This window comes from Segnochrobactrum spirostomi (genome assembly GCF_009600605.1).
GTDB classification, from domain to species: Bacteria; Pseudomonadota; Alphaproteobacteria; order Rhizobiales; family Segnochrobactraceae; genus Segnochrobactrum; species Segnochrobactrum spirostomi.
In genome coordinates this window covers 91,483-113,652 of record NZ_VWNA01000003.1, presented here as the reverse complement: position 1 = coordinate 113,652, position 22,170 = coordinate 91,483, and the positions used below count along the sequence as shown (strand labels likewise).

Here is a 22,170-nt window from a genome sequence, read left to right as displayed (position 1 = left end):
GCGCGAAGCCCGCGTTCAGTCGCGATCGTCGCGGGGAGACGCGATGTCGATCTTCACGATTCCCGCGCCCTGCTCGACGACGCCCATCTCGATCGCGCGGTAGCGGTGAGGGTCGATCGGCCGCGGCGAGAGCGGCAGCGCCGAACAATCGGCGGCGAGCTCGCGCACCAGGCGGTCGAGAGCGGCCGTCGCCGGTTCGACCGGCGTGTTGCGGCGAACGATCCCGGTCGGGAGCTCGATACTGTCGCCCGGCCGGACGAAGGTCAGCTTGACGCCGCGGGCGACGAAGCTGTCGCTCTGGAGGACCAGATTGCTCGCGTCGACCTCGACGAGAACGACACCGTTGCGGCCGGCGACGTCGACCCGGCTGCCGTCCCCGGAGACATCCATCAGCGTCTCCTCACAGATGCCGAAGCCGTGGGGCGCGCCCTCCTCGGCGCAGGCGACGATCAGCCGGCCGAGACGGCGGGACGAGAAGACGTTCTGATCCACGATCCCGCCGCCGAAGAAGCCGATGCCCTCCTGGATGACGAGGCCGTTGTGCCCCTGGTCCGAGGAAACGCCGTAGCGGAGCGCGTCGAATGAGGTGCCGCCCGCCACCATGAAGTCCGACAAGGCCGAGGCGGACCCGCTCGCGGCGATGATCGCGGCGCCCTTGGCGCGAGCCTTGGCGATCGCGAGCAGGATCGGGGTCTCTTCGCCGCGGTGGAGCAGCGTCTCGACGAGACGGATCTGGTTGCCGCCGGTGAAGAGGATCGTCTTGAGCGCGGCGATCTCCTCAACCAGCGCCTCGTTGCGGCCAGCCCGCCCGATATTGTTGATCGTGATGCCGAGATCGAACGCCTCGACGCCCTCGCGCCGCAGCAGATCGACGTGGGTCGCGGCGGTGCGCTCCGGCTCGGCGGAGGCCGCCGCGATGATGCCGACCGGCCCCTCGCAGCGCTGCAACATCTCGGCGGTGAGTTCGGGGCCGGCCTGAAGCGGTGAGGAGCCGAGCAGGATGAGCCGCGCCGCCGCGGAGGGCTTCGCACCATAGAGCCGCTGGACCCGCTCGGCGCGCCGGGCGAGGCGCGACGGCGTCAGCCGCTCCGTCATCACCGTGGCGCGGAAGTTGAGCGCGGTGATGCGGACCGCGTTTTCTTCGACCGCGATCAGCGCCCGGGACTGGCTGCGTATCCGTTCGAGTTCGACCGTCACCGCGGTGGCGGCCTTGACGTCGACCGCGCTCGCCCGATCGGCAGCATAGAAAGCTGGGTCGCCGAGCACCAGACGGGCCAGCACGTCGTAAAGCGTGTAGGCGCCGAACACGTTGCGACGCGACCGCGCCGGCGCGCGGTAGGCGATCTCGCCCTGCCGCACCCGGCGCTTACCGGCCCCCGGCACGCCGCGCATGCGAACGAGGTCGATCTCGTCGCCGTGGTCGAGATAGGAGAAGCCGATGTTCTCGAACGTGCGTCCCCGCGGATCGAGCGTCGCATGGCGCATGTCGAGGGCGAACACGCCATATTCGCCGATGATCCGGCCGCGCTGTCCGGTCACGAACAAGGCGGTGTTCTCGTCGATGCCGAAGCCGCGCTCGACGCCCGTCTTGGCCATCGCGACGACGAGCCGGCCGAGCCGGCCGCGCTTGATGAAATGCTGATCGACGATGCCGTATGGGAAGAAGCCGAGGCCTTCGCCGAGCAGCATGCCGGGCTGTTCCGGATCCTCGGTCACGCCGTGGACGGTGGCGTCGAGCGAGGTCCCGCCGACGATCATGACGCGCGACATCATCGCCGCCCCGGCGCTCGATCCGGCGATCAGGCCGCCGCGGGCGTGGGCCTCGCGGATCGCCGCGAGCACCGGCGTCTCGATTCCGCCCGGCGCCAGCGCTTCGACGATGTGAACCTGATTGCCCCCGGTAAAATAGACGCTGCCGTAGCGCGCCACTTCCGCGGCGTTCGCGGGATCTCGGGCCGCGGCGGCGGCGTTCGGACCATGGACCGGGGAGAGCGCGGCGTCGAACCCGTACGACCGGAACACCTGCACCGTTTCCGGGCCGACCGCCTCCGGCTCGGCCGAGGCGGTCGGGAAAACCAGGATACGGCCACCCGACAAGCGGTGCATCTCGCCATAGATCAGCGCATTGCCGTCTTCCAGACGGCCGCCGATGACGGCGAGCTTGCGATCGCCGTTCTCTCCGCGGGGCGAGAACCAGTCGTAAATCGACATCACGGCCGTCCCATCAGGCGATGGGAGCGATCCGCGCGCCGCGCTCGTCGGTGATCAGTTTGAAACCCTCCGGAACGTCGAACGGCAGGTCCACGGCCCCGACCACCGGGGCCGCTTCCTTCACGCTCTCGTCCGGCTTGAAATAGATGATTCGCTTCCAGCACGCTGTGATCGCCTCGCAGAAGATGAGGACGAGGTCGTCGTGGCGCGCCATCTTCAGCGCGGTGTCGACCGCATCGCTCTCCTCCGGAATGATATGGATCGCATCGTCCGCCACGCCGAGGGCGAGGAGCGCCGCCCGCATGAGTTCCGGGATCTCCCGCGGGCCGCGCCCCCGGAGCGTATCGTCCCGATGGCAGATATAGGTGTCGAACTTGCCCGCGATCTTGGCCGCGATCGCCGCCACGTCCTCGTTGCGGCGGTCGCCCGGACAGGTCGCGCAGACGATGCGCTTGCCGCGGGGATTCAGCCGCTCGACGAGATCGACCATCGCGCCGACGGCGGCTTCGTTGTGGCCGTAATCGAGGATAACCCGGAAGCCGTGCTCGTCATACACGTTCATGCGGCCGGGCGACTGGAAGAACGTGTTGTCGAAGGTGCGCAGGCCCGTGCGGATCTGGTCGAGCGTCTTGCCGAGCGCGTAGGCCATGCCCGCCGCGAACATGGCGTTCTCGACATTGTGGATCGCCTTGCCCTCCATCGTGGCGGGGATGAGGTGGGTCCAAATCAGCGGAATCTGGGTGCCGTTCTCGTAGAAGACGATCTGGTCGCCGTTGACGCCCTGCTCCAGCACGACCGCCCGCTTGCCGAGCCGGATATGCTCCCGCACCAGGACGTGGGACGGGTTGCGGGTCACGTACATGATGTTCTTGGCCGAGGAATAGTCGGCCATCTTGAGGGTGTATTCGTTGTCGGCGTTGAGCACGCAGGTGTCGCGCGACACCTCGGCGATGACGCGCTTGACCCGGGCGAGTTCGTCGATGGTGTCGACGCCGCCGAGGCCGAGGTGGTCCGACGTGACGTTGAGAACCGCGCCGACGTCGCAGAACATGTAGCCGAGGCCGGACCGGACGATGCCACCGCGCGCCGTCTCGAGCACGGCGATATCGACCGAGGGGTCGCGCAGCACCATCATCGCCGAGACGGGGCCGGTCATGTCGCCCTTCACCGTGACGTTGCCGTCAATATAGACGGCGTCCGTCGAGGTCTGACCCACCACGTGCCCCGCCATCTTGAGGATGTGGGCGAGCATGCGGGCGCAGGTGGTCTTGCCGTTGGTTCCCGTCAGCGCCGCGATCGGAATGCGGCTCGGGGTGCCCGGCGGGAAGAGCATCTCCATGACCTTGCCGCCGACGTCGCGTCCCTTGCCCTCGGAGGGGGCGATGTGCATGCGAAGGCCGGGACCCGCATTGATCTCGCAGATGGCGCCGCCGGTGTCGCGGTAGCTCTGGGTGATGTCCGTCGTCAGGAAATCGACGGCGCCGACATCGAGCCCGATCGCGCGGACCGCCCGCTCGGCCATCAGCTTGTTGTCGGGGTGGATGACATCGGTGACGTCGACGGCGGTGCCGCCTGTCGAGATGTTCGCCGTCTTGCGCAAATAGACGACCTCGCCGGCGGGCGGGACGGTGTCTTCGCCATAGCCCTTCTCATCGAGGAGGCGGAACGCCTGGTCGTCGAGCTCGAGCTTCGTCAGCATGTTGTCGTGGCCGACGCCGCGGCGCGGGTCCTGGTTCACGATCTCGACCAGTTCGGCGATCGTGTGCGTCCCATCGGCCACCACGTGGCCGGGCACGCGCTTGGCCGCGGCCTCGAGCGTGCCGTCGATCACGAGCAGGCGATGATCGTCGCCCAGGATCATGCTCTCGATGACGACGGCGCTGCCCTCGTCGTCCGCCACCGCGAAGGCCCGCTCGACCTCGTCGTCATTGGTGACATTCACGGTGACGCCGCGGCCGTGATTGCCGTCGAGCGGCTTCACCACGACAGGATAGCCGATCCGGTTCGCGGCCGAGACCGCCTCGCCGGCATCGTAGACGAGCCGCTGCTTCGGCACCGGCAGGCCGAGATCGGCGAGGATCTTGTTGGCGACGTTCTTGTCGGACGCGATCTCGACCGCGATGTGGGAGGTGAGGCTCGTCAGCGCCGCCTCGATCCGCTTCTGGTACTTGCCCTGGCCGACCTGAATGAGGCTCTGGTCGTTGAGGCGGAACCAGGGGATGTCGCGGGCCTCAGCGGCGCGCACCAGCGCGAGCGCAGAGGGGCCGAGGGAGCGGCGGTTGGCAAAGCTCAGGAAATCCTCGAGCTCCTCCTCGAAATTATAGGGCTCGTCATCGGACGCGCGCGGGGCAATCAGCTCGATGAGGAGGTCGCAGGCGAACTCGGCGGCCTCAAGGCCGATCTCATCGGATTCGTAGCCGTAGAGAACTTCGACGTCCTCCGTGCCGGGGATGGGCGCGGCGCGGGCGAAATCGGTCGGCGAGCCCGCCAGCCGCTGGAGGTTGAGCGCGAGGCGCGCGATGAGCTCGCCGAGACCGACCTCCTCGGACCCCGCGGCATGATCGACCCATCGCGTCCCGTCGGGCAGCACATCCGCGCCGAGCGGCGGCACGAGTTCGACGAGACGATCGAGAAGTTCCGAGCCGAAGCTCGCGACCGACGCCCCGGCGCGATGCCGCAGCCCGACGATCAGGCGGATGAGAGGCAGCTTCGCGTACGCGTTCGGCCCGACATACGCGGCGGTCGAAATGATATCCATATCCGAGGTCCCCAAGGATGGAGAACGCAACGTCCCCTACGCGGTCCACAGCCCGGGGACCGGCGAGAAGGCGAAAGGGTTCGATTATCGGTGCGCATGAAGGTCGGACGGGCGGGGCGGCGAAAACACGCCGAGCGCACCCCGCGCAAGATGGTCGCGGCGCCTTCTGTGACATCCGCAGAGAAAAGAAACGCTCACGACATCAAACGCCTGACACGTTCATCCGACACAAGGAGCCTAGACCGGAAGGAAGCCGGCTCGCAATATCGGTCGCTGCCCGGTTTCTCGGCACACCATGATCGCAAAGGCGCCTTTCGCGGCCCCTTCGGAAGGACCCTGTGATGGACCAAGCGCCCTCCCCCGCCGTCGTCCAGCAAATCCCGCTTCCGGCTCCGGCACCGGGCACGAGCCGCGTGCTCACCGTGTTGCGCTTCGGCGAACCGGGTGCGCGGCCTAAGGCCTACCTTCAGGCGGGCCTCCACGCCGACGAATTCCCGGGCATGCTCGCCTTGCGCCATCTCGCCGAGATGCTGGAGACGCACGCGGCCGCCGGTGAAATTTTGGGCGAGATCGTCGTGCTCCCGCTCGCCAATCCGGTCGGCTTCGCCCAGCAGGTTGGCGGCTTCCTCCACGGTCGCCACGACCTCGCAAGCTTTGGCAATTTCAACCGGGACTATCCCGACCTCGCGAAAGAGATCGCCGACACGCTCGGCGAACGCCTGACGCAGGATGCGGCGGAGAACGTGGCGACGATCCGGGCCGCGATGGGCGAGGCACTCGCCGAACGGGCACCGCGGACGGAGACGGCGGCGCTGCGGCACCACCTCCTCACCCTCGCCCACGACGCCGATATCGTCCTCGACGTGCATGCCGACAACGAAGCGATGCCGCATCTCTATATCGGCACGCCGCTGTGGCCGGACGCCCGCGACCTCGCCGCCGACATCGAGGCCCGCGCGATCCTACTCGCCGAGATTTCGGGCGGCCATCCCTTCGACGAGGCGTGCAGCGGCCCCTGGTGGAGCCTCGCCGCCCGCTTTCCCGAAGCGCCGATCCCGCCGGCGTGCTTCGCGGCCACCCTCGAGCTCGGTTCGAACGACGACGTCGACGAGCGCGAGGCGCGCCGCACTGCAGAAGCCCTGCTGCGCTTTCTCGCCCGGCGCGGCCTCGTCGGCGGCGTGTCCGACCTCTCGCCGGCGATGCCCCGCGCCGAGGCGACGCCTCTCGAGGCGATGCAGCAACTCATTGCGCCGACGGGTGGCCTCGTCGCCTATCACGCACGGCTCGGAGACCACGTGCGGACGGGCGATCTCGTCGCCCGCATCATCGATCCCGTCGGCGCCGAGGCCGACGTCCTGGCCGGCACGGATGGCATCCTGTTCGCCCGCCACAACCAGACCTATGCCTGGCCGGGCAAGGTGATCGGCAAGATCGCCGGCGAGACGGCCCTGCCGGAACGCAAGGGCGAATTGCTGACCGATTGAGGCGCCTCGAGGAGCGCGCAACGCTCCGCTTCCCGCAACGCTGCGCACTTTTTTAAAATTACTTAGCCGGGATGGCATCCTGCTTGCTGGTAGGCCTATTGTTGATCGCCCGGGGGCGCGGGCGAGCACATAAAGCCAACCGGAGCGGGGGCTCTGTTCATGCGTTCTTTGAAGGTCTTCGGCGCCAGTCTCGCGCGCTGCAAACCGATCGTCGACGTGGTCGAGGGGCACTCTTCCCATCGCGGAGACCTCGCCCGCACCATCGGTCTCTTTCAACTCACCATGCTCGGCGTGGGAGCAACGATCGGCACCGGTATCTTCGTCGCGCTGACGGCCGCGGTCCCGGAAGCCGGACCGGGGGTCATCGTGTCGTTCGTGATCGCGGGCATCACCGCGGCGCTCACCGCACTCTGCTACGCCGAGATCGGCTCGATGATCCCGGTTTCGGGATCCTCCTATTCCTACGCCTATGCCACGCTGGGCGAATTCGTCGCCTATATCGTCGGGGCGTGCCTTCTCCTCGAATATGCGGTGTCGGCCTCCGCCATCGCGGTCGGCTGGGGGCAATATCTGAACGAGCTCCTGAAGGACACCGTGGGCTGGCAGATGCCCGATGCGATCAGCCAGCCGCCCGGAGCCGGCGGCTACGTAAACCTGCCGGCGATCCTGCTGGTCGTCCTGTGCATGTCGCTCCTGATCCGCGGCGCTCGGGAATCCACAACGATCAACGCGATCCTCGTGCTGGTGAAACTCGGCGTGCTCGCCCTCTTCGTCGTGATCGCACTCACGGCCTTCAAGTCAGACAATCTCCACCCCTTCCTGCCCAAAGGCATCCTCGGGGTCGGCGGTGCGGCCTCGACGATCTTCTTCTCCTATATCGGCATCGATGCCGTCTCGACGGCGGGCGAAGAGGTCAAGAACCCGCGCAAGACGCTCCCGCTCGCTATCATCCTGTCGCTCTCCCTCGTGACGCTCGCTTATGTGCTCGTCGCCTTCGCCGCGGTCGGGGCGCAGCCTTGGACGGAGTTCGCCGGACAGGATGCGGGCCTCGCGGTGATCCTCGCCAACATCACCGGATCGCCATGGCCCGCCGTTCTGCTCTGCATCGGAGCGATCGTGTCGATCTTCAGCGTGACGCTGGTCGTCATGTACGGGCAGACCCGCATCCTGTTCGCCATGAGCCGCGACGGGCTGCTGCCGAAGCTGTTCCAGCGGGTCAACCCGCACACGATGACGCCGGTCGCCAACACCTACATCGTGGCCGCCTTCATCGCGACGCTCGCGGCCCTGATCCCGCTCGACGTGCTGACGAACCTCACCAGCATGGGCACCCTGATCGCCTTCGCCGTGGTGTCGGCCGGCGTCCTCATCCTGCGCCGCACCCGGCCGGACTTGCCGCGCGGCTATAGGGTTCCCCTCTTCCCCTTCGTGCCGATTGCCTCGGTGCTGTTCTGCGTCTACCTCATCATCGAGCTGCCGTGGGACACCTACTTCCTGTTCGCCATTTGGACGGCGGCCGCGCTGATCCTCTATTTCGGCTACTCGATCCGCCATTCGGCGCTGGCCAGGAAGACGGGCGCAGCGCCCGGGCTTCGGGAGGCGGCGGAATGACCTATCTCGTCGGCTACACGCCGGACCGCTCCGGAAGCGAGGCGCTCGCCCTCGCCCGGACCGCCGCACGAAGGCCTCCCGTCGATCTCGCGATCTGCGTCGTGGTCCCGGAACCATGGGACGGCCCCTCCCCCGCGAACGTCGAGTTCGAATACCGAGACTACATCGCCCGCTCCGCCGACAAGGCCCTCGAGAAGGCGCGCACCGCCCTCGGCGAGGGCATCGACACGCGCTTCATGGTCGTCGCCGCCCGGACCGCTGCGGAGGGTCTTGCGGCGGCCGCAGACGACATCGGGGCCGAAGCGATCATTCTCGGTTCACCGCAGGACGGCCCGAGCAGGCGATGTTCTTTCGGATCGGTCGGCGGCCGGCTGATGGCGATCGCCGGCCGTCCGGTGATGCTCGCGCCGCGCGGCTTCAAACGTCCGCCCGGCGAGGCCGTCGAGCGGGTGACATGCGCCTATGTCGAAGGTCCCGAGAGCGACGGCCCGCTCGCCGTCGCCCGGGATCTCGCCCGACGCCACAAGGTGCCTCTGCGCCTCGTCACGTTCGTGGTGCGCGACCGGCAGATGTATCCGAGCAATGTCGGCTACGACGCCGAGGCCCTCATCGCGAACGCGTGGCGCGAACAGGCACTCGAAGCGCAGGCGCGTGCCCTTGCCATGATGCCCCCGGAGGTCGAAACGCTCGCCACCCTCGGGGACGGCCCGACCTGGCGCAAGGCGATCGAGGCGGTGGAGTGGAAGCCTGGGGAATTGCTGGTCGCCGGCGCCCAGTCGGTCGGATCGTGGGGCGGACGGGTGTTCGGGTCGCCCTTCACCCGCATTTTGCGCCACGCCCAGGTGCCGGTCGTCGCCGTTCCTTAGGCAGCGGCCGCCGCTCGCGACCCCGACACCCTCATTCTTCGCGCCAGACCGGCGCCGCGCGATAGAGAACCGGCCAATCCGGGTTGCCGCCGCAGATGTCCTGCCGCGCGACCTCGAGGGTCACGAAGTGCTGGCCGTCCCACACGTAGCTGCGGCTCTGGCCGCAATCGCCGACGCCGCGGCCGAGCATGGAGGTGTAGAGAACGCCGTCCTGGAAGGTCGCATTGTTGAGCCGGCCGTCGTCCTCGTCCGATTCGAGATGATCGAACTCCGGAGCGGCGGTCTCGCCGGCCTTGTCGATGGTCAGTGCCAAGCTGGTGAAATTGTAGGCGGCGCTGTCGCAAGCGATCAGGACGAGGCTGCGTTCGCCATCGAGGGCGAATTCCTCCACGCTGCTCTCCGAGCCGTCGCATTGGGCGTCGGACCGCAGCCACCCGGCCTTGTCGGCCGGCAGCGACGGTCCAGCCTTGCGAGACGTCTTCACCGCATCGACCTCGGGCAAGGCGGGCGCCGGCGGGATCGTATCCGGCGACTTCGAGCCGCGCCGAACCAGAGCCGTCGTCGTGCCGAGCCGGTTCTGGGCCTCGTCGATGGCGAGCATCGCCGCGGTCGCACCCGCCAGCGACGCCGTCGCGATCGGCTCGCCGCCTTCGTCGACGAGCGCCAACACCGATCCCTTGCGCATGGCGGCGACGAGCTCCGGCACGTCCTCGGTCGAGAACCGCAGCCAATCGTCTTTGCGCTCGGGGTGCAGGTTGACCGGCTCGCCGTCGACCTCGTAGCGGTCGGGCATGGTCGTGCCTTCCGGCAGCAGGATCTCGAACTCCGGCTCCGCCGTCGCGGCGGCCGCCCGGTGGAACGAGAGCACCGTCGTCGCGCCGGAGTCGCCATCCGGCACGAGCGAGCCGGCGGCACAATCGAGGCCGTTGTCGCAAGCGGCGAACCAATCGCCGAAACGCCGCACCTCGTCCTTGGACGCGGCTGCAAAGCACACCGGCGCCAGGACACTCGACAGGAAAACGGACGACACGACGGCAAGCGATAAACGATTCATCCCGATCGACCCTGCGTTGCAACCTGGAGCCGCATCCTACGCGCTCCATTTTTCAATGCCGAGTCGTTCGGGTGCCGACGGCCGGCGACAGGGTGACGCCGGGACCTAGGGCGCGTCGGGGTCCGTCCCGGACGCCGGGCCATCGCACACGGCCGGGCCGAACGCCGGAAACGGGAGGTCGGCGAGCTGCCGCAGGTCCATCGCGCGGATGTGGGGATGCGCGAACGGATCAGCGTCGCGCGAGGTCTCCGGCTGGTCGGAAGGCGACATACAGGGTCGCCGTCTGCGCACGGACCTGAAGAAAGACTGCAATCGGATCATCGCCAGCCTCGTGAACGGCGGCTTATCGGGATAGCGGCATAGCGCACCGACGATCCGGCCGCGATTGAATTGGCGAGGCGACGCCTATAGAAAAGCTATATGAGTGGCTTGAACCTCGTTCACCTCAACGGATTGCGCGCGCTCGAGGCTGTCGGGCGGCTCGGGTCGCTACAGGCGGCCGCGGCGGAACTCGGCGTCACGGTCGGCGCGGTGAGCCAGCAGATCCTCAAGGCCGAAGCGCAGCTCGGCCGCCCGGTGTTCCAGCGGTTGCCGAAAGGCATGGTCGCGGCCGAGTGGGCCGTCCCGGTCCTCGCCAAGCTGACCGACGGGTTTCAATCGCTGTCGCAAGCGGTCTGCGCCGCGCGGCGACGGGACGACACCTTACTGACGATCTCCGTCCCTCCGGTATTCGCCGCCCGCTTTCTCGTCCACCGGCTGGACCGTTTCTCGCGGCGCTATCCAGACATACGCCTGCGTATCGACGCCACCACCTCGCTCGTCGATTTCGACACTGAGAACGTGGACCTAGCCGTCCGCGTTGGTCGCGGCCACTGGCCCGGCGTAGATGCGGAGTTGATGCTCCGGCACGCAATTTTCCCGGTTTGCGCGCCGGCCTGGGCCGAACGTCTACGCAAGCTGGAGGATATCTTCCACGTCCCCGTGATCATCGACACCCGCGCGATATTCTCCGAGGACGCCTGGTTGCGCGCCGCCGGTCTCGACTTGGCTCCGCTGATGATCCGCCATAGTCTCAACGAAGCCTCGCTCTGCCTCGAGGCGGCAATTGCAGGCGAGGGCGTGATGTTCTCGTGGCAGACTCTCTCGGCTTACGCGACCTCGGAAGGTAAGCTCGTCGAACCCTTTTCGATCCGGGCCGACATTGGCATCGGCTATTATTTCGTGACGCATTCAGGGAGCCGCCTCCCACCCAAGGTCATCGCCTTCCGAGAGTGGCTCCGCGACGAGTTCGCGACACTAGACGCCGATATTTAGGCCTTGATCGACGTACGGGGTTGCCAGACGGCGCCGCGTCACCATCGGCAATCATCCAAACGTGTAGGGGTTCCACCAACACGTCTGACTGCGCAATCTCCTGCCGCCTCCTAAGCTTTTGCGAGCGTCACTGCTCCGCGGAGCACAACAGGAGATCGTCATGTCCTCTCGGAACGTCGCGGAACTCATCATCGACACGCTGGAGCAGGCCGGCGTGGAGCGCATCTACGGCGTCGTCGGCGACAGCCTCAACGGCCTCACCGAGGCCCTGCGCACCAACGAAAAGCTCCGGTGGCTCCATGTGAGGCACGAGGAAGTCGCGGCCTTCGCCGCCGCCGGAGAGGCCCAGATCACCGGAAAGCTCGCCGTGTGCGCGGGCTCGTGCGGGCCCGGCAATCTGCACCTCATCAACGGCCTCTTCGATGCGCAGCGCAGCCGAACGCCGGTGCTCGCCATCGCCGCGCAGATTCCCTCCGCGGAGATCGGCGGCGGCTATTTCCAGGAAACCCATCCGCAGAACCTGTTCCAGGAATGCAGCGTCTATTGCGAGCTGGTTTCCGATCCCCGCCAGATGCCGTTCGTGCTGGAGAACGCGATCCGGGCCGCGGTCGGCCAACGCGGCGTCGCGGTGGTCGTCATACCCGGGGACGTGGCGCTCCATCCCGCACCGGACCGGGCGGTCTCGCCGCAGAGAGGCTTGCTGCCGCCGGCCCCGGTGGTTGTCCCCGCCCGGAGTGAACTCGATGCGCTCGCGGATCTCCTCAACGAGGCCGAGCGCGTCACGTTGTTCTGCGGCCGCGGATGCGCGGGCGCGCACGCCCAGCTCATGCAACTCGCCGAAGCTCTCAAAAGCCCCATCGTTCACGCGCTCGGCGGCAAGGAGCACGTCGAATACGACAATCCCTACGATGTGGGCATGACGGGCTTCATCGGCTTCTCGTCCGGTTACGAGGCCATGCACGCCTGCGATGTCCTGCTGATGCTCGGGACCGACTTCCCCTACAAGCAGTTCCTGCCGACGGCGGTCAAGATCGCGCAGGTCGATATCCGGCCGGCCAATCTCGGCCGTCGCTGCAAGCTGGAGCTCGGGATCGTCGGCGATGTGTCGGCCACGATCGAAGCCCTGATGCCGCGTCTCGCCACCAAGGAAGACCGCCTGCACCTCGACGACAGCGTCACCCGCTACCACCACGCTCGGAAGGGGCTCGACGATCTGGCCGAGGGGACGCCGGGCCACAAGCCGATCCATCCGCAATATCTCGCGCGGCTCGTCAGCGAGCACGCCGACGGCGATGCCGCCTTCACGTTCGACGTCGGCACGCCGACCATCTGGGCGGCTCGCTATCTCCAGATGAACGGCCGGCGGCGTCTGGTCGGATCGCTTGTGCACGGATCGATGGCGAACGCCCTGCCCCAGGCGATCGGCATTCAGGCCTCGCAGCCGGGACGCCAGGTCATTTCGCTGTCGGGCGACGGCGGCTTCTCCATGCTGATGGGTGATTTGATCACGCTGACGCAGGAGAAGCTTCCCGTGAAGACGATCATCTTCAACAACGGCGTTCTCGGCTTCGTCGCTCTGGAAATGAAGGCCGCGGGCTTCGTCGAAGTCGGCACCGATCTTCAGAACCCGGATTTCGCCGCCATGGCGAGCGCCATGGGACTTCTCGGCGTGCGGGTCGAAGATCCCGGCGATCTGCCGAGCGCCTTGGAGCGGGTCCTCGCCCACGACGGCCCCGCCGTGCTCGACGTCGTCACCGCGACGCAGGAGCTGTCGATGCCGCCGACCATCGGCATCGAGCAGGCGCGCGGGTTCGGCTTGTGGATGCTGCGCGCCGTCCTCAGCGGCCACGGAAGGGAAGTGATCGACCTCGCGAGCACCAACCTGCTGCCGCGCTGAGATCCGCCGACGCTCGCTTCGGCCCCGTCGCCCGACTGGCTCCACAGAACGCGGGAGGCTCCCATGGACCTCACTCCCCTGCTGCTGTCTCGAATACAATTCGCCTTCACCATCTCCTTCCACATCATCTTTCCAGCCTTCACCATCGGTCTCGCCGCGTGGCTCACCTTCCTGGAAGCCTGCGGCCTGATCACCGGCGAGAAGATCTATCGGCGCCTTTCTGATTTCTGGCTCAAGATCTTCGCTGTCGCGTTCGGCCTCGGGGTCGTCTCCGGGATCGTGATGGCCTTCCAGTTCGGAACCAACTGGAGCGAGCTGGCGCGAAGAACGGGCCCGATCCAGGGCCCGTTGCTGGGATATGAGAGCTTCACCGCGTTCGCCCTCGAGGCCGCTTTCTTCGGCGTGTTGATGTTCGGCCGCGACCGCGTGCCTCGCTGGGCCTATCTGCTGACGTGCCTGATGGTCTCGCTCGGGACGAGCCTTTCGGCCTTCTGGATCATGGTCAACAACAGCTGGATGCAATATCCGACCGGCTATGCTCTGACGGCGGACGGCATCTTCGTACCCACGAGCTGGTCCGCGATCATCTTCAACGAAGCGGTGTGGACCCGCTTCCCGCATATGATCCTCGCGGCCTATGTGACATCCGCGTTCTGCGTGGCGGCCACCGGAGCCTGGTACATGCTGCGGGGCAAGGCGGTCCAGGAAGGCCGGGCGATGGCGGTCATGGGCCTGCGGCTCGCCGCCATCCTGGTGCCGATCCAGATCGTCTTCGGCCATCTCGTCGGCGACTTCGTTCATGACGCGCAGCCGGCCAAGTTCGCCGCCATCGAGGGGCGGTGGAACGATGAGCAGCCGGCGAGTGAGATCCTCATCGCATGGCCCGACCCGCAGAACGAACGCAATCGCTTCGAACTCGCCGTCCCCTATCTCGGCAGTGTGATCGGATCGATGAGCCTGACGGCCAAGGAGCTCGGGCTGAAGAGCTTCGCGCCCGAGGATCGGCCACCGGTCGCCATTCCGTTCTTCGCGTTCCGCATCATGGTGGGCTGCGGCTTGCTGATGCTTGCGATCGCCTGGCTGGGGTCGTGGCTGAGCTTCTTCGGCGAGCGCATCGTGAAGGCGCGGATGTTCCTCGTCGCGACGTCGCTCTCGTTCCCCCTCGGCTTCATCGCCACCCTCACCGGCTGGTTCACGGCGGAGGTGGGCCGGCAGCCGTGGGTCGTCTACGGCCAACTTCGAACCCGAGACGCCGTCACGCCCTTTATATCATCCTATGAAATAGCGGGAACCATCATCCTGGTGGGCTTCGTCTACGCCCTGATCTTCGGATTTGGCGTTCTCTACATCTACCGGCTGCTGCGCGCCGGGCCGATCCCGACGGCTGAGCCCCACCTTTACGGCACCAATCCCAAGCGCCCCATGTCCCTCCCCGGGGCGAGCCCCGGCGTGGCGGGTGCGACCGGCTTAGGAGAATGACCATGGTCGAGTTCTGGGCGTCCGTTCTCGCACTCTCCATCTTGCTCTACGTGCTGCTCGACGGGTTCGATCTCGGCGTCGGCATGCTGTTTCCCTTCGCCTCGGGCGAGCGCGAGCGCAGCCGGATGCTCGCCGCGATCTCTCCCGTCTGGGACGGCAACGAGACATGGCTCGTCGTTTCCGCGGCGACCTTGTTCGGCGCCTTCCCGGCCGTGTTCTCGATCATCCTGTCGGCTTTCTACGTCCCACTGTTCGTCATGCTGATCGGCCTGATCCTGCGGGGCGTCGCGTTCGAGTTCCGCTACAAGGCATCCGGCAGCCGCCGACTTTGGGATGCGGGCTTCGTCGCAGGCTCCTATGTGGCGGCCTTCGTGCAGGGCACCGCCGTCGGCGCCATGGTGCAGGGGTTGCCGGTCGAGGGCGGCGTGTTCGTCGGCAATTCGATGAGCTGGGCCAGCCCGTTCGCACTGTTCTGCGGTGCCGGCCTGTGCATCGGCTATGCCATGATCGGAGCGTGCTGGATCACCGCGAAGTCCGCGAGTTCGCCCGCCGCGTTCGGCTTTCGGGTCCTCCCGGGGCTGATGGCGTTGCTGCTCGCGTTCCTCGTCGCCGTCTTCGTCTGGTCGGTGCAGATCCGCCTGCCGATCCTCGCGCGCTGGACCGAGCGCCCCGTCCTGTTGCTGTGCCCGCTCGTCGGGGCCATCGCCTTCACCGGCTTGGCGGTGTCCATCTGGCGGCGAAGCGACCGCTTCCTGTTTCTCGGCGCCGCCGTCATCTTCATCGCGGCCTTCGCCGCGCTCGCCGGCTCGTTCCTGCCCTACATGCTGCCGTTCTCCCTCACGATCTGGGAGGCAGCATCGCCGCCGGCGTCCCTGGACTTTCTCTTTTGGGGTGCCGGTCTCTTCGTCCTGCCCCTGACCCTCGCCTACACGTTGATCGTCTATTTCATCTTCCGCGGAAAGATCGTCGAAGACGGTCCCTCATGAGACCTCGCTTTCAATTCCACGAGACCAGGCGGGCCACGGCCCGCCTGGTCCTTACGGTCACGACGGTCCGGGCGCCGCAAAGTGTGTTACCGAGCAGATTGCTCCGCCACCGATGGCGCAACGCTCGACGAACGCAAGCGCTTGACCAGTTCCGCGGCGCGGCGGGCGGCCACGATGGAATGTTCGATAGCAGCCTGCGCTTCTGCGATATCCGGCTCGGGCCGATCGAGCCAGTTCCGGCAGGCCTCGCTTCCCAGGATGGCGGCCGTCAGTTCCTGGACGACCGCATCGGCGATCGTCGCGCTCGTCTCCGTCGCAAAGGGCGACACAACGGGGCATCCGGCGGTCGCTCCGGCGCGCGATAGCCATCGAGGCATTCCGGAGGGTGTTTCGTCGGTTTCGCTGGATGGGGCCGTTCGGTCCATGCTCGAGCTCCGCTGCACGAAATTCTGCGCGGCAACCTCTCGAGACGTCGCCGCTCTCATATTGCCGCGGCCGAACGGTAGCGGACCGAGCCCGCCGCACGATTGAACACATTGCGACTGGGTTGAAGAAATGCGTGACGACGCGATCTTCGCGCGGTTGCGCTTGATGAAGGGCCGGCCGCGAACGCAGCCGATCTGGGCATAGGTCGCCGCACGGGGTCGGTTCGGCGGGCGTTCAGCTCTCGCCCTCGCACGCGCCGCTCACGCAGGAATGATCTCCCCCGCGCGACGCGTCCCGACAGCGGTGCGATAGGCAGCAGATGCCGCGGGCAGGACGGTCGGCCGAACTCAACCGGCGCGATGCAGGAATCATCGACGAGACGGGGACGATGGGCAGACATTCTTACGGGGAGCGCCTCGACGAGCACTGGCACGGCAAGACGATCGTCACCTCGCTCGCCCTCCGCGGAGCCACGGGATCGGACGTTACGATCGCCCGTATCGCCGGCGGGCCCGATTTCGGGTTCGTCGAGCCGGTTCCGGCCCAGGAAGGCTATGCGTTCTCCCTGGAACTGAGCGACTACGAAAAGGGGGAGCTCTGGCTCGACGGGCGCAGCACCCCGCAAACCGGACTTCTGCGGAACAATTGCGTCTTCTTCGATCTCCGCAGCCGCGTCGAGGCGAAGCTCGAAGATCCCTTCGACACGCTGCATTTTCATGTCCCTAGGCGCTATTTCGACAGCCTCGCACGGGCCGGCGGCCGGCCGCCGATGGGCGATCTCCGCGTCGTGTCGGGACAGGGCTTCTTCGACCCCGTGATCTCCCATCTGGGCTTGGCGATGACGGCGGCGCTCGAGCGGTCCGGGGAGCTCAGCCAGCTCTTCCTCGACCAGACCATGGTTGCGCTCTGCACGCATATCGCAGGCGCATACGGCACCGCGCTGGAGCCGCGCGCCGTCGCCAAAGGCCTTGCTGCCTGGCAGGTGAAGCGGGCTCGCGAGATGATCGCCGACAGGCTCGACGGCAACCTCACGATCGCCGAAATTGCCGCGGCCTGTGGCTTGACGCCGAGTTACTTCGCGCGGCAGTTCGCACGCGTCACGGGGATGACGCCCCATCGCTGGCTTCTCAAGATGCGGGTCGACAGAGGCCGGCAGCTTCTTCTCGAGGGCCGGATGACCATCGCCGAGATCGCGGTGGCTTGCGGCTTCGCCGACCAGAGCCATTTCACGCGGGTCTTCTCCCGGGAGATCGGTACGTCCCCGAAGGCATGGCGCGACGCCCATCGCCAGTGAGGGGCGAGAGGGGCCGCGCCCCTCTACGCCCGCCGGCGCGATCCGGCGAGTTGCAGGCCGGCGGCGATCGTCGCGAAGATCACCCCGAGCGCGCTGACAAAGGTCCAGCCGCCCATCTGCCACGCCAGCGTTGCAGCGCCCGAGCCGACGGCGCCCCCGAGAAACATCGTGCCCATCAGAACGGTGTTCAGCCGAGCGCGCGCGTCTTGGCGCAGGGCGAAGACGATGTGCTGGTTCGAGATCAGGGCGGCTTGGATGCCGAAGTCGAGAAGGATCACCCCGACCACCAGGCCAGACAGCGACGTCCAGAGGCCGAAGATCACCCATGCAACCAGCGTCACGGCGACGCCGAGCGCGACCGCCCGCGAGGCCCCGCTCCGGTCGGCGAAGCGCCCCGCGAGGGGCGCGGCGAGAATGCCCACGGCGCCCACCAGCCCGAACAGGCCCGCCGTCTCGGCGCCATATCCGTATCGCGGCTCGGCGAGGCGGAACGCAAGGATCGTCCAGAACACGGTGAACGCGGCGAAGAGCGCCGATTGGGTGAGTGCCGCCAGACGCAGGGCCGGAAGCGTGCGCCAAAGATGCCAGATGGAGTGGAGCAGGCGGGGATAGGCCATCGACGAAGAGGGTTTGCTTCGTGGCAGAACGACACCCATCAGCACGGCCGCCGCAACGGAGAGAGGCACGGAGAGCCAGAACATCTCCCGCCACCCGAAATGGGCCGCAACGAACCCCGCCATCGTCCGGCTGAGCAGGATGCCGGACAGCAGGCCCGCCATGACGGTGCCCACGGTGGCGCCGCGCCGTTCCGGCGAGGCCAGATGGGCGGCGAAGGGAATGATCTGCTGTGCGACCGTCGCCAGAAAGCCGACGGCGAGGGATGCGACGACGAGTGTCATGGCGTTCGGGGCTAGGGCCGCCAGCGCAAGGGCGACCGAGAGGGCCGCGAACTGCACGACGATCAGCCGTCGCCGCTCCACGAGATCACCGAGTGGCACCAAGAGGAAGAGCCCGACGGCGTAGCCGAGTTGGGTGGCCGTCGGGATCGCCCCGGCCAGACGATCCGGCAGTTCCTGCTCGATCAGCTCGAGCATCGGCTGGTTGTAGTAGATGTTCGCGACCGCGAGGCCGGCCGCGACCGCCATCGCGAACGTCGTTCCGCGCCCGAGCGCCGCGGGTTCGCGCGCCTTGCCCACGAGATCTGCCGAAGCGTCTTCCCGAGCGGTCATGGAAATCACCCTGTCCAAAGGAGGGAGGCATCCCGCGGGCGCGTCGCCGCGGGCTGGATGCGAGCCGGATCGGTTGCTAGAGACGCTGGCGCGCCACCGCGCGGAGGGCGTTGACGAGACTCTCGACATCACGAGGCCCTTCGTAGCGTAGGCCATCGATGAAGAGACACGGGGTTCCGTTCACCCCACCGCGCACGCCGCCGAGAAAGTCGCGCTCGATCTTGGAGTCGTGTTTTCCGGCGAATGCGGCCGCGATCGAGGCGGGCTCGATGCCGAGGCGGTCGCCATAGGCCGCCAGGCTCCGGTCGTCGAGCGCACCCTGGTTCTCGAACAGCATGTCGTGCGCGTCCCAGAACGCTCCGGTCTCGGCCGCCGCCTCGGCGAACTCGGCGGCCCTCCGGGCATGGACATGCATGTCCACCAGCGGGAAATTGCGGAAAACGAAGCGAAGATCGGGACCCATGGCGCGCTGGACGGCCTTGAGGACCGGATAGGCCTCGCCGCAATAAGGGCACTCGTAGTCGCCATATTCCACGAGCGTCACCACCGCGTCGGATGGCCCTTGAAGGTGATCGTCGCCGGCAAGCGGCGGAATTCCACGGGTCATGACGCGGCTCCTTCAGCCGAGCTCGGGACGGAGAGGCTCTCGAGCGCCTCAAGGATCCCGTCGGCGCCCGGGTTGATGCCGAGGGCCGAAACATAGGACCAACGGATGATGCCCTCGGCGTCGATGACGAACAGCGCGCGTTCGGCGATGCCGTCCGCCGCGCGGTAGACGCCATAGCGCCGGGCGACCTCGCCCTTCGGCTCGAAATCGGCGAGCAGCGGGAAATGCAGCTTGCGCTCGGCCGCGAAGGCAGCATGGCACCACACCCCGTCGGTCGAGATGCCGACGAGCTGCGCACCATACTTGTGAAACTCGGGAAGGACTTCGTTGAAGAGGCTCATCTCGTCGCCGCAGACCGGGCTCCAATCTGCCGGGTAGAAGGCGAGGATGACCGGTCGCCCGCTCATCTCGGCGAGCGAAAGGCGCTGGTCCGGCGTCGCGGGCAGTGTGAACTCCGGGGCCCTCTCGCCGGGTGGGAGCTGGGTTCCCGATATGTGCGTCGGCTGTTCGGTCACAGAGGCCTCCTTCTGAAAGACGTCGCGGCAAGCGACCGGCCAATCCGCATCCGTGCGTGGCCGAGGCGCCGAGACCTGATGGCGGCCATTCTCACGGAGGCGGCGGCGGGCAGGAATCGGCCCTTGGCATGCGGGGCTCATACTTTGGTGTGCTCGCGTTCACGGCCCGGAGCCCGTTTCGTCGGTGCGTGTTCGCGCGGAGGCTGATGGTCCCGGCTGCGCAACCGGCGCGACCCGACTGGCGGGATCGCACAATTGGGGCTCGGCCGCGGCAGCGCATCACACCAAGGTTTTACAGTCGCTTCCCGGCGTATGATTTCGCTTGCGGACGAAACACTTAGTCTCTCGCCATCCCCCTTGATGGCGTAGAGGGCGCTGCCATGAGCGTGACGTCCCGGTTCAGCCCGTCGGTGAGCCGAAATCCTTTCGGATCGCCGGAAGTCCTCCTGCGCGTGAAGGACTGGCTCGTGCCGCGTCTCATGTTCGGATTTCGGCTTGCGGCGTCGGTCTGCCTGACACTGACGATCACCTACTATCTCGAACTTCAGAACTCGTTCTGGGCTGCGACGACGGCCGCCATCGTCTGCCAACCGAACCTCGGCGCCTCGCTGCAAAAAGGTCGGTACCGGATCGTCGGGACGCTCACGGGCGCCTTGGTCATGGTCGCGCTGCTCGGTCTGCTGGCGCAGCAGCGCGACATGCTGATCCTCAGCCTCGCGCTCTTTTGCGGCGTCTGCGGCTTCGCGGCGGTCGCCCTGCGGGGCTTTGCGTCTTATGCGGCGGCCCTCGCCGGCATTACGGCGACGATCATCTTCGCCGACACGCTGAACGACCCCACGAGCGCCTTCCTCCTGTCGCTCATCCGCGTCAGCGAGATCTGCATCGGCATCGCGGTGACGGCGTTCGTGATGATCGTCACCGATTTCGATCAAGCGGGCCGCCTGTTGGCCGGCCTCCTGCAACGGACCGCCGATCAAGTCGCCGCCGGGTTCGTCGCCTCGCTCACCTGTGCGTCCGAGACGGATGAGATGCGCGAGGCACGCCGCGCCGTCACGCAATCACTGGCGCCACTGAGTGCCACGACGGACGCCGCGATCGCCGGATCCGCGCGACGCCATGCCCGGCGCGCCAGTCTCCGCGCCCCTCGCAGCACCTTGATCGCGGCCCTCGTCGGATGGCGCAATGTGGGTCACCACCCCCATCAGATCGCTGGCGACGACCCCGCCATGCGCGCCCATCTGGCGGCGTTGGTGAGGTCCCTCGCCGTCGGGACCCTCAGCCGCGACCCGGACGGCGTGAAGGAAGCGAGCGCCAAGGCGCTTCGCGACCTTCAAGCGATGGGGTGTGCGGGTTCTCTCGATTGGCTGCTGAAGGACGCCACCCGTGATGTCGTGACCTATCTGGCCGCGACGGCGGAGGCTCTGCGGATGCTCAAAGGGGGAGACTCCGAGCCGCGTGCGGCTGCCCGGCCGCGCCTTGTGATCGACGATCCGCTGCTTGCGCTGCTCGCCGGTCTGAGAGCCTTTGCCGCGGTTCTCGCGATCTCTGCGTTCGCGGTGGCGACCGCGTGGGTGAACGGCGCCTTCGCCATCGTCTTCGCGGCCGTCGTGACACTGATCTTCGTCGCCCGCGATGACCAAGCCCCCGCGCTTGCCAAGGACAATGCCCTCGGCGCCGTCTTCATGGCGATTGTCGGGGCCGCGATCTATTTCGCCATCCTGCCGGCCCTGACCACTCTCCCGGCCTTGCTCTGTTTGCTTTTCCCGCTCTTTACGGCGCTCGGCATCCTGCAGGCCGGGACTTGGCACCCGATCGTCTTTCTCGCGATGGCGATCAGCGCCCTGCCCATGCTCGGCCTCGGCGACCCCATCTCCTACGACGCCGAGACCTATTTCAACCTGTGCCTCGCGATCATCGCCGGCAATCTCACGGGGGTGCTCTCCTTCGTGTTGCTGCCGGTTCCGGGCCCTCGGCTGCGTCTGAAACGCATCCTCCAGCATTCGTTCCGCGAGCTTCGTCGACAGATGCAGAGCGCGCAGCCGACGGATCCCGAGGCCTGGACCCATCGCCTGGAAAGACGGCTCGAGACCCTTCCCCCGCAGACGACCCCGAAGGATGCCGGAGCGCTTCTATCACTTCTGGCGGTTGGACAGGCCGTGGGCCGGCTGAAATCCACCCGTCTCGGAACGGACGGCGGACACCTTTTGCACGAAGCGCTCAAGGCGCTCGCAGCGGCTCACCTTCAGACCGCCCGGGCCCATCTCGCAGCGTTGGCCCGCATGGAGGGCCGAGAGCGCGTTCCCGCCGAATCCGACGCCCAGCCGGGGGGCGAGCGGGTCGGGGCAGACATCGCCGTGATCATCGATGCGATCGACCGCGACCCCCACCTCCTGATCACCGGCGCCGTCGCGCCCATCCAAAGCTGAGGAGCGTCGACCC

Annotated in this window: 16 protein-coding genes; 9 read left to right on the top strand and 7 right to left on the bottom strand. The window is 67.1% G+C overall.

The window, feature by feature from the left end; all coding sequences use genetic code 11:
• Window positions 1-15 precede the first annotated feature (15 nt).
• Window positions 16-2,211, bottom strand: coding sequence for a cyanophycinase (locus F0357_RS20800; RefSeq protein ID WP_153489188.1), 2,196 nt, complete (start codon window positions 2,209-2,211; stop codon window positions 16-18).
• 13 nt (window positions 2,212-2,224) lie between these two features.
• The gene (gene cphA, locus F0357_RS20795; protein ID WP_153489183.1) at window positions 2,225-4,969 is read right to left on the bottom strand and encodes a cyanophycin synthetase; all 2,745 of its coding nucleotides are present in this window, start codon (window positions 4,967-4,969) and stop codon (window positions 2,225-2,227) included.
• A 341-nt stretch (window positions 4,970-5,310) separates the two neighbouring features.
• Between cphA and F0357_RS20790 the strand changes: the two genes are divergently transcribed.
• The 3 genes from F0357_RS20790 to F0357_RS20780 all read left to right on the top strand — a co-directional run bounded on the left by F0357_RS20790 (window position 5,311) and on the right by F0357_RS20780 (window position 8,930).
• Window positions 5,311-6,453, top strand: coding sequence for a succinylglutamate desuccinylase/aspartoacylase family protein (locus F0357_RS20790; RefSeq protein WP_153489171.1), 1,143 nt, complete (start codon window positions 5,311-5,313; stop codon window positions 6,451-6,453).
• 159 nt (window positions 6,454-6,612) lie between these two features.
• Entirely contained in the window at window positions 6,613-8,064 is a 1,452-nt protein-coding gene (locus F0357_RS20785) for an amino acid permease (protein WP_153489167.1), read from the top strand.
• The gene (locus F0357_RS20780; protein ID WP_153489163.1) at window positions 8,061-8,930 is read left to right on the top strand and encodes a universal stress protein; all 870 of its coding nucleotides are present in this window, start codon (window positions 8,061-8,063) and stop codon (window positions 8,928-8,930) included. Before F0357_RS20785 ends, F0357_RS20780 begins: the two co-directional genes overlap by 4 nt.
• Window positions 8,931-8,961: 31 nt before the next feature.
• Here F0357_RS20780 and F0357_RS20775 read toward each other — a convergent pair whose 3' ends face one another.
• Window positions 8,962-9,984 (bottom strand): DUF1176 domain-containing protein, encoded by a 1,023-nt coding sequence (locus tag F0357_RS20775; RefSeq protein WP_153489159.1) that lies wholly within the window; start codon window positions 9,982-9,984, stop codon window positions 8,962-8,964.
• Between the two features lie 420 nt (window positions 9,985-10,404).
• Here F0357_RS20775 and F0357_RS20770 point away from each other — a divergent pair, with 420 nt between their 5' ends.
• The 4 genes from F0357_RS20770 to cydB all read left to right on the top strand — a co-directional run bounded on the left by F0357_RS20770 (window position 10,405) and on the right by cydB (window position 15,660).
• Window positions 10,405-11,298 carry a LysR substrate-binding domain-containing protein gene (locus F0357_RS20770; protein ID WP_153489157.1) on the top strand — a complete coding sequence of 298 codons (894 nt, stop codon included), beginning with the start codon at window positions 10,405-10,407 and terminating at the stop codon, window positions 11,296-11,298.
• A gap of 160 nt (window positions 11,299-11,458) precedes the next feature.
• Window positions 11,459-13,195 (top strand): ubiquinone-dependent pyruvate dehydrogenase, encoded by a 1,737-nt coding sequence (poxB, locus tag F0357_RS20765; RefSeq protein WP_153489154.1) that lies wholly within the window; start codon window positions 11,459-11,461, stop codon window positions 13,193-13,195.
• 63 nt (window positions 13,196-13,258) lie between these two features.
• Window positions 13,259-14,674: a cytochrome ubiquinol oxidase subunit I gene (locus F0357_RS20760; protein ID WP_153489150.1), complete on the top strand. Its 1,416-nt coding sequence runs from the start codon at window positions 13,259-13,261 to the stop codon at window positions 14,672-14,674.
• Between the two features lie 2 nt (window positions 14,675-14,676).
• Entirely contained in the window at window positions 14,677-15,660 is a 984-nt protein-coding gene (cydB, locus tag F0357_RS20755; RefSeq protein ID WP_153489148.1) for a cytochrome d ubiquinol oxidase subunit II, read from the top strand.
• 86 nt (window positions 15,661-15,746) lie between these two features.
• Here the strand turns inward: cydB and F0357_RS20750 are convergent, their stop codons facing one another.
• Entirely contained in the window at window positions 15,747-16,085 is a 339-nt protein-coding gene (locus tag F0357_RS20750; protein ID WP_208948514.1) for a hypothetical protein, read from the bottom strand.
• 389 nt (window positions 16,086-16,474) lie between these two features.
• Between F0357_RS20750 and F0357_RS20745 the strand changes: the two genes are divergently transcribed.
• Window positions 16,475-17,380 (top strand): helix-turn-helix domain-containing protein, encoded by a 906-nt coding sequence (locus F0357_RS20745; protein ID WP_208948513.1) that lies wholly within the window; start codon window positions 16,475-16,477, stop codon window positions 17,378-17,380.
• Window positions 17,381-17,403: 23 nt separating this feature from the next.
• On the opposite strand, the gene F0357_RS20740 is transcribed toward F0357_RS20745, so the two are convergent.
• The 3 genes from F0357_RS20740 to F0357_RS20730 all read right to left on the bottom strand — a co-directional run bounded on the left by F0357_RS20740 (window position 17,404) and on the right by F0357_RS20730 (window position 19,731).
• Window positions 17,404-18,609 carry an MFS transporter gene (locus tag F0357_RS20740; protein WP_208948512.1) on the bottom strand — a complete coding sequence of 402 codons (1,206 nt, stop codon included), beginning with the start codon at window positions 18,607-18,609 and terminating at the stop codon, window positions 17,404-17,406.
• A 76-nt stretch (window positions 18,610-18,685) separates the two neighbouring features.
• Entirely contained in the window at window positions 18,686-19,216 is a 531-nt protein-coding gene (locus F0357_RS20735; RefSeq protein WP_153489141.1) for a DsbA family protein, read from the bottom strand.
• On the bottom strand, window positions 19,213-19,731 hold the full coding sequence (locus F0357_RS20730; protein ID WP_312861766.1) for a peroxiredoxin: 519 nt from the start codon (window positions 19,729-19,731) through the stop codon (window positions 19,213-19,215). Before F0357_RS20730 ends, F0357_RS20735 begins: the two co-directional genes overlap by 4 nt.
• Before the next feature lie 380 nt (window positions 19,732-20,111).
• On the opposite strand from F0357_RS20730, the gene F0357_RS20725 reads away from it, so the two are divergent.
• On the top strand, window positions 20,112-22,157 hold the full coding sequence (locus F0357_RS20725; protein ID WP_153489137.1) for an FUSC family protein: 2,046 nt from the start codon (window positions 20,112-20,114) through the stop codon (window positions 22,155-22,157).
• Window positions 22,158-22,170: the final 13 nt, after the last annotated feature.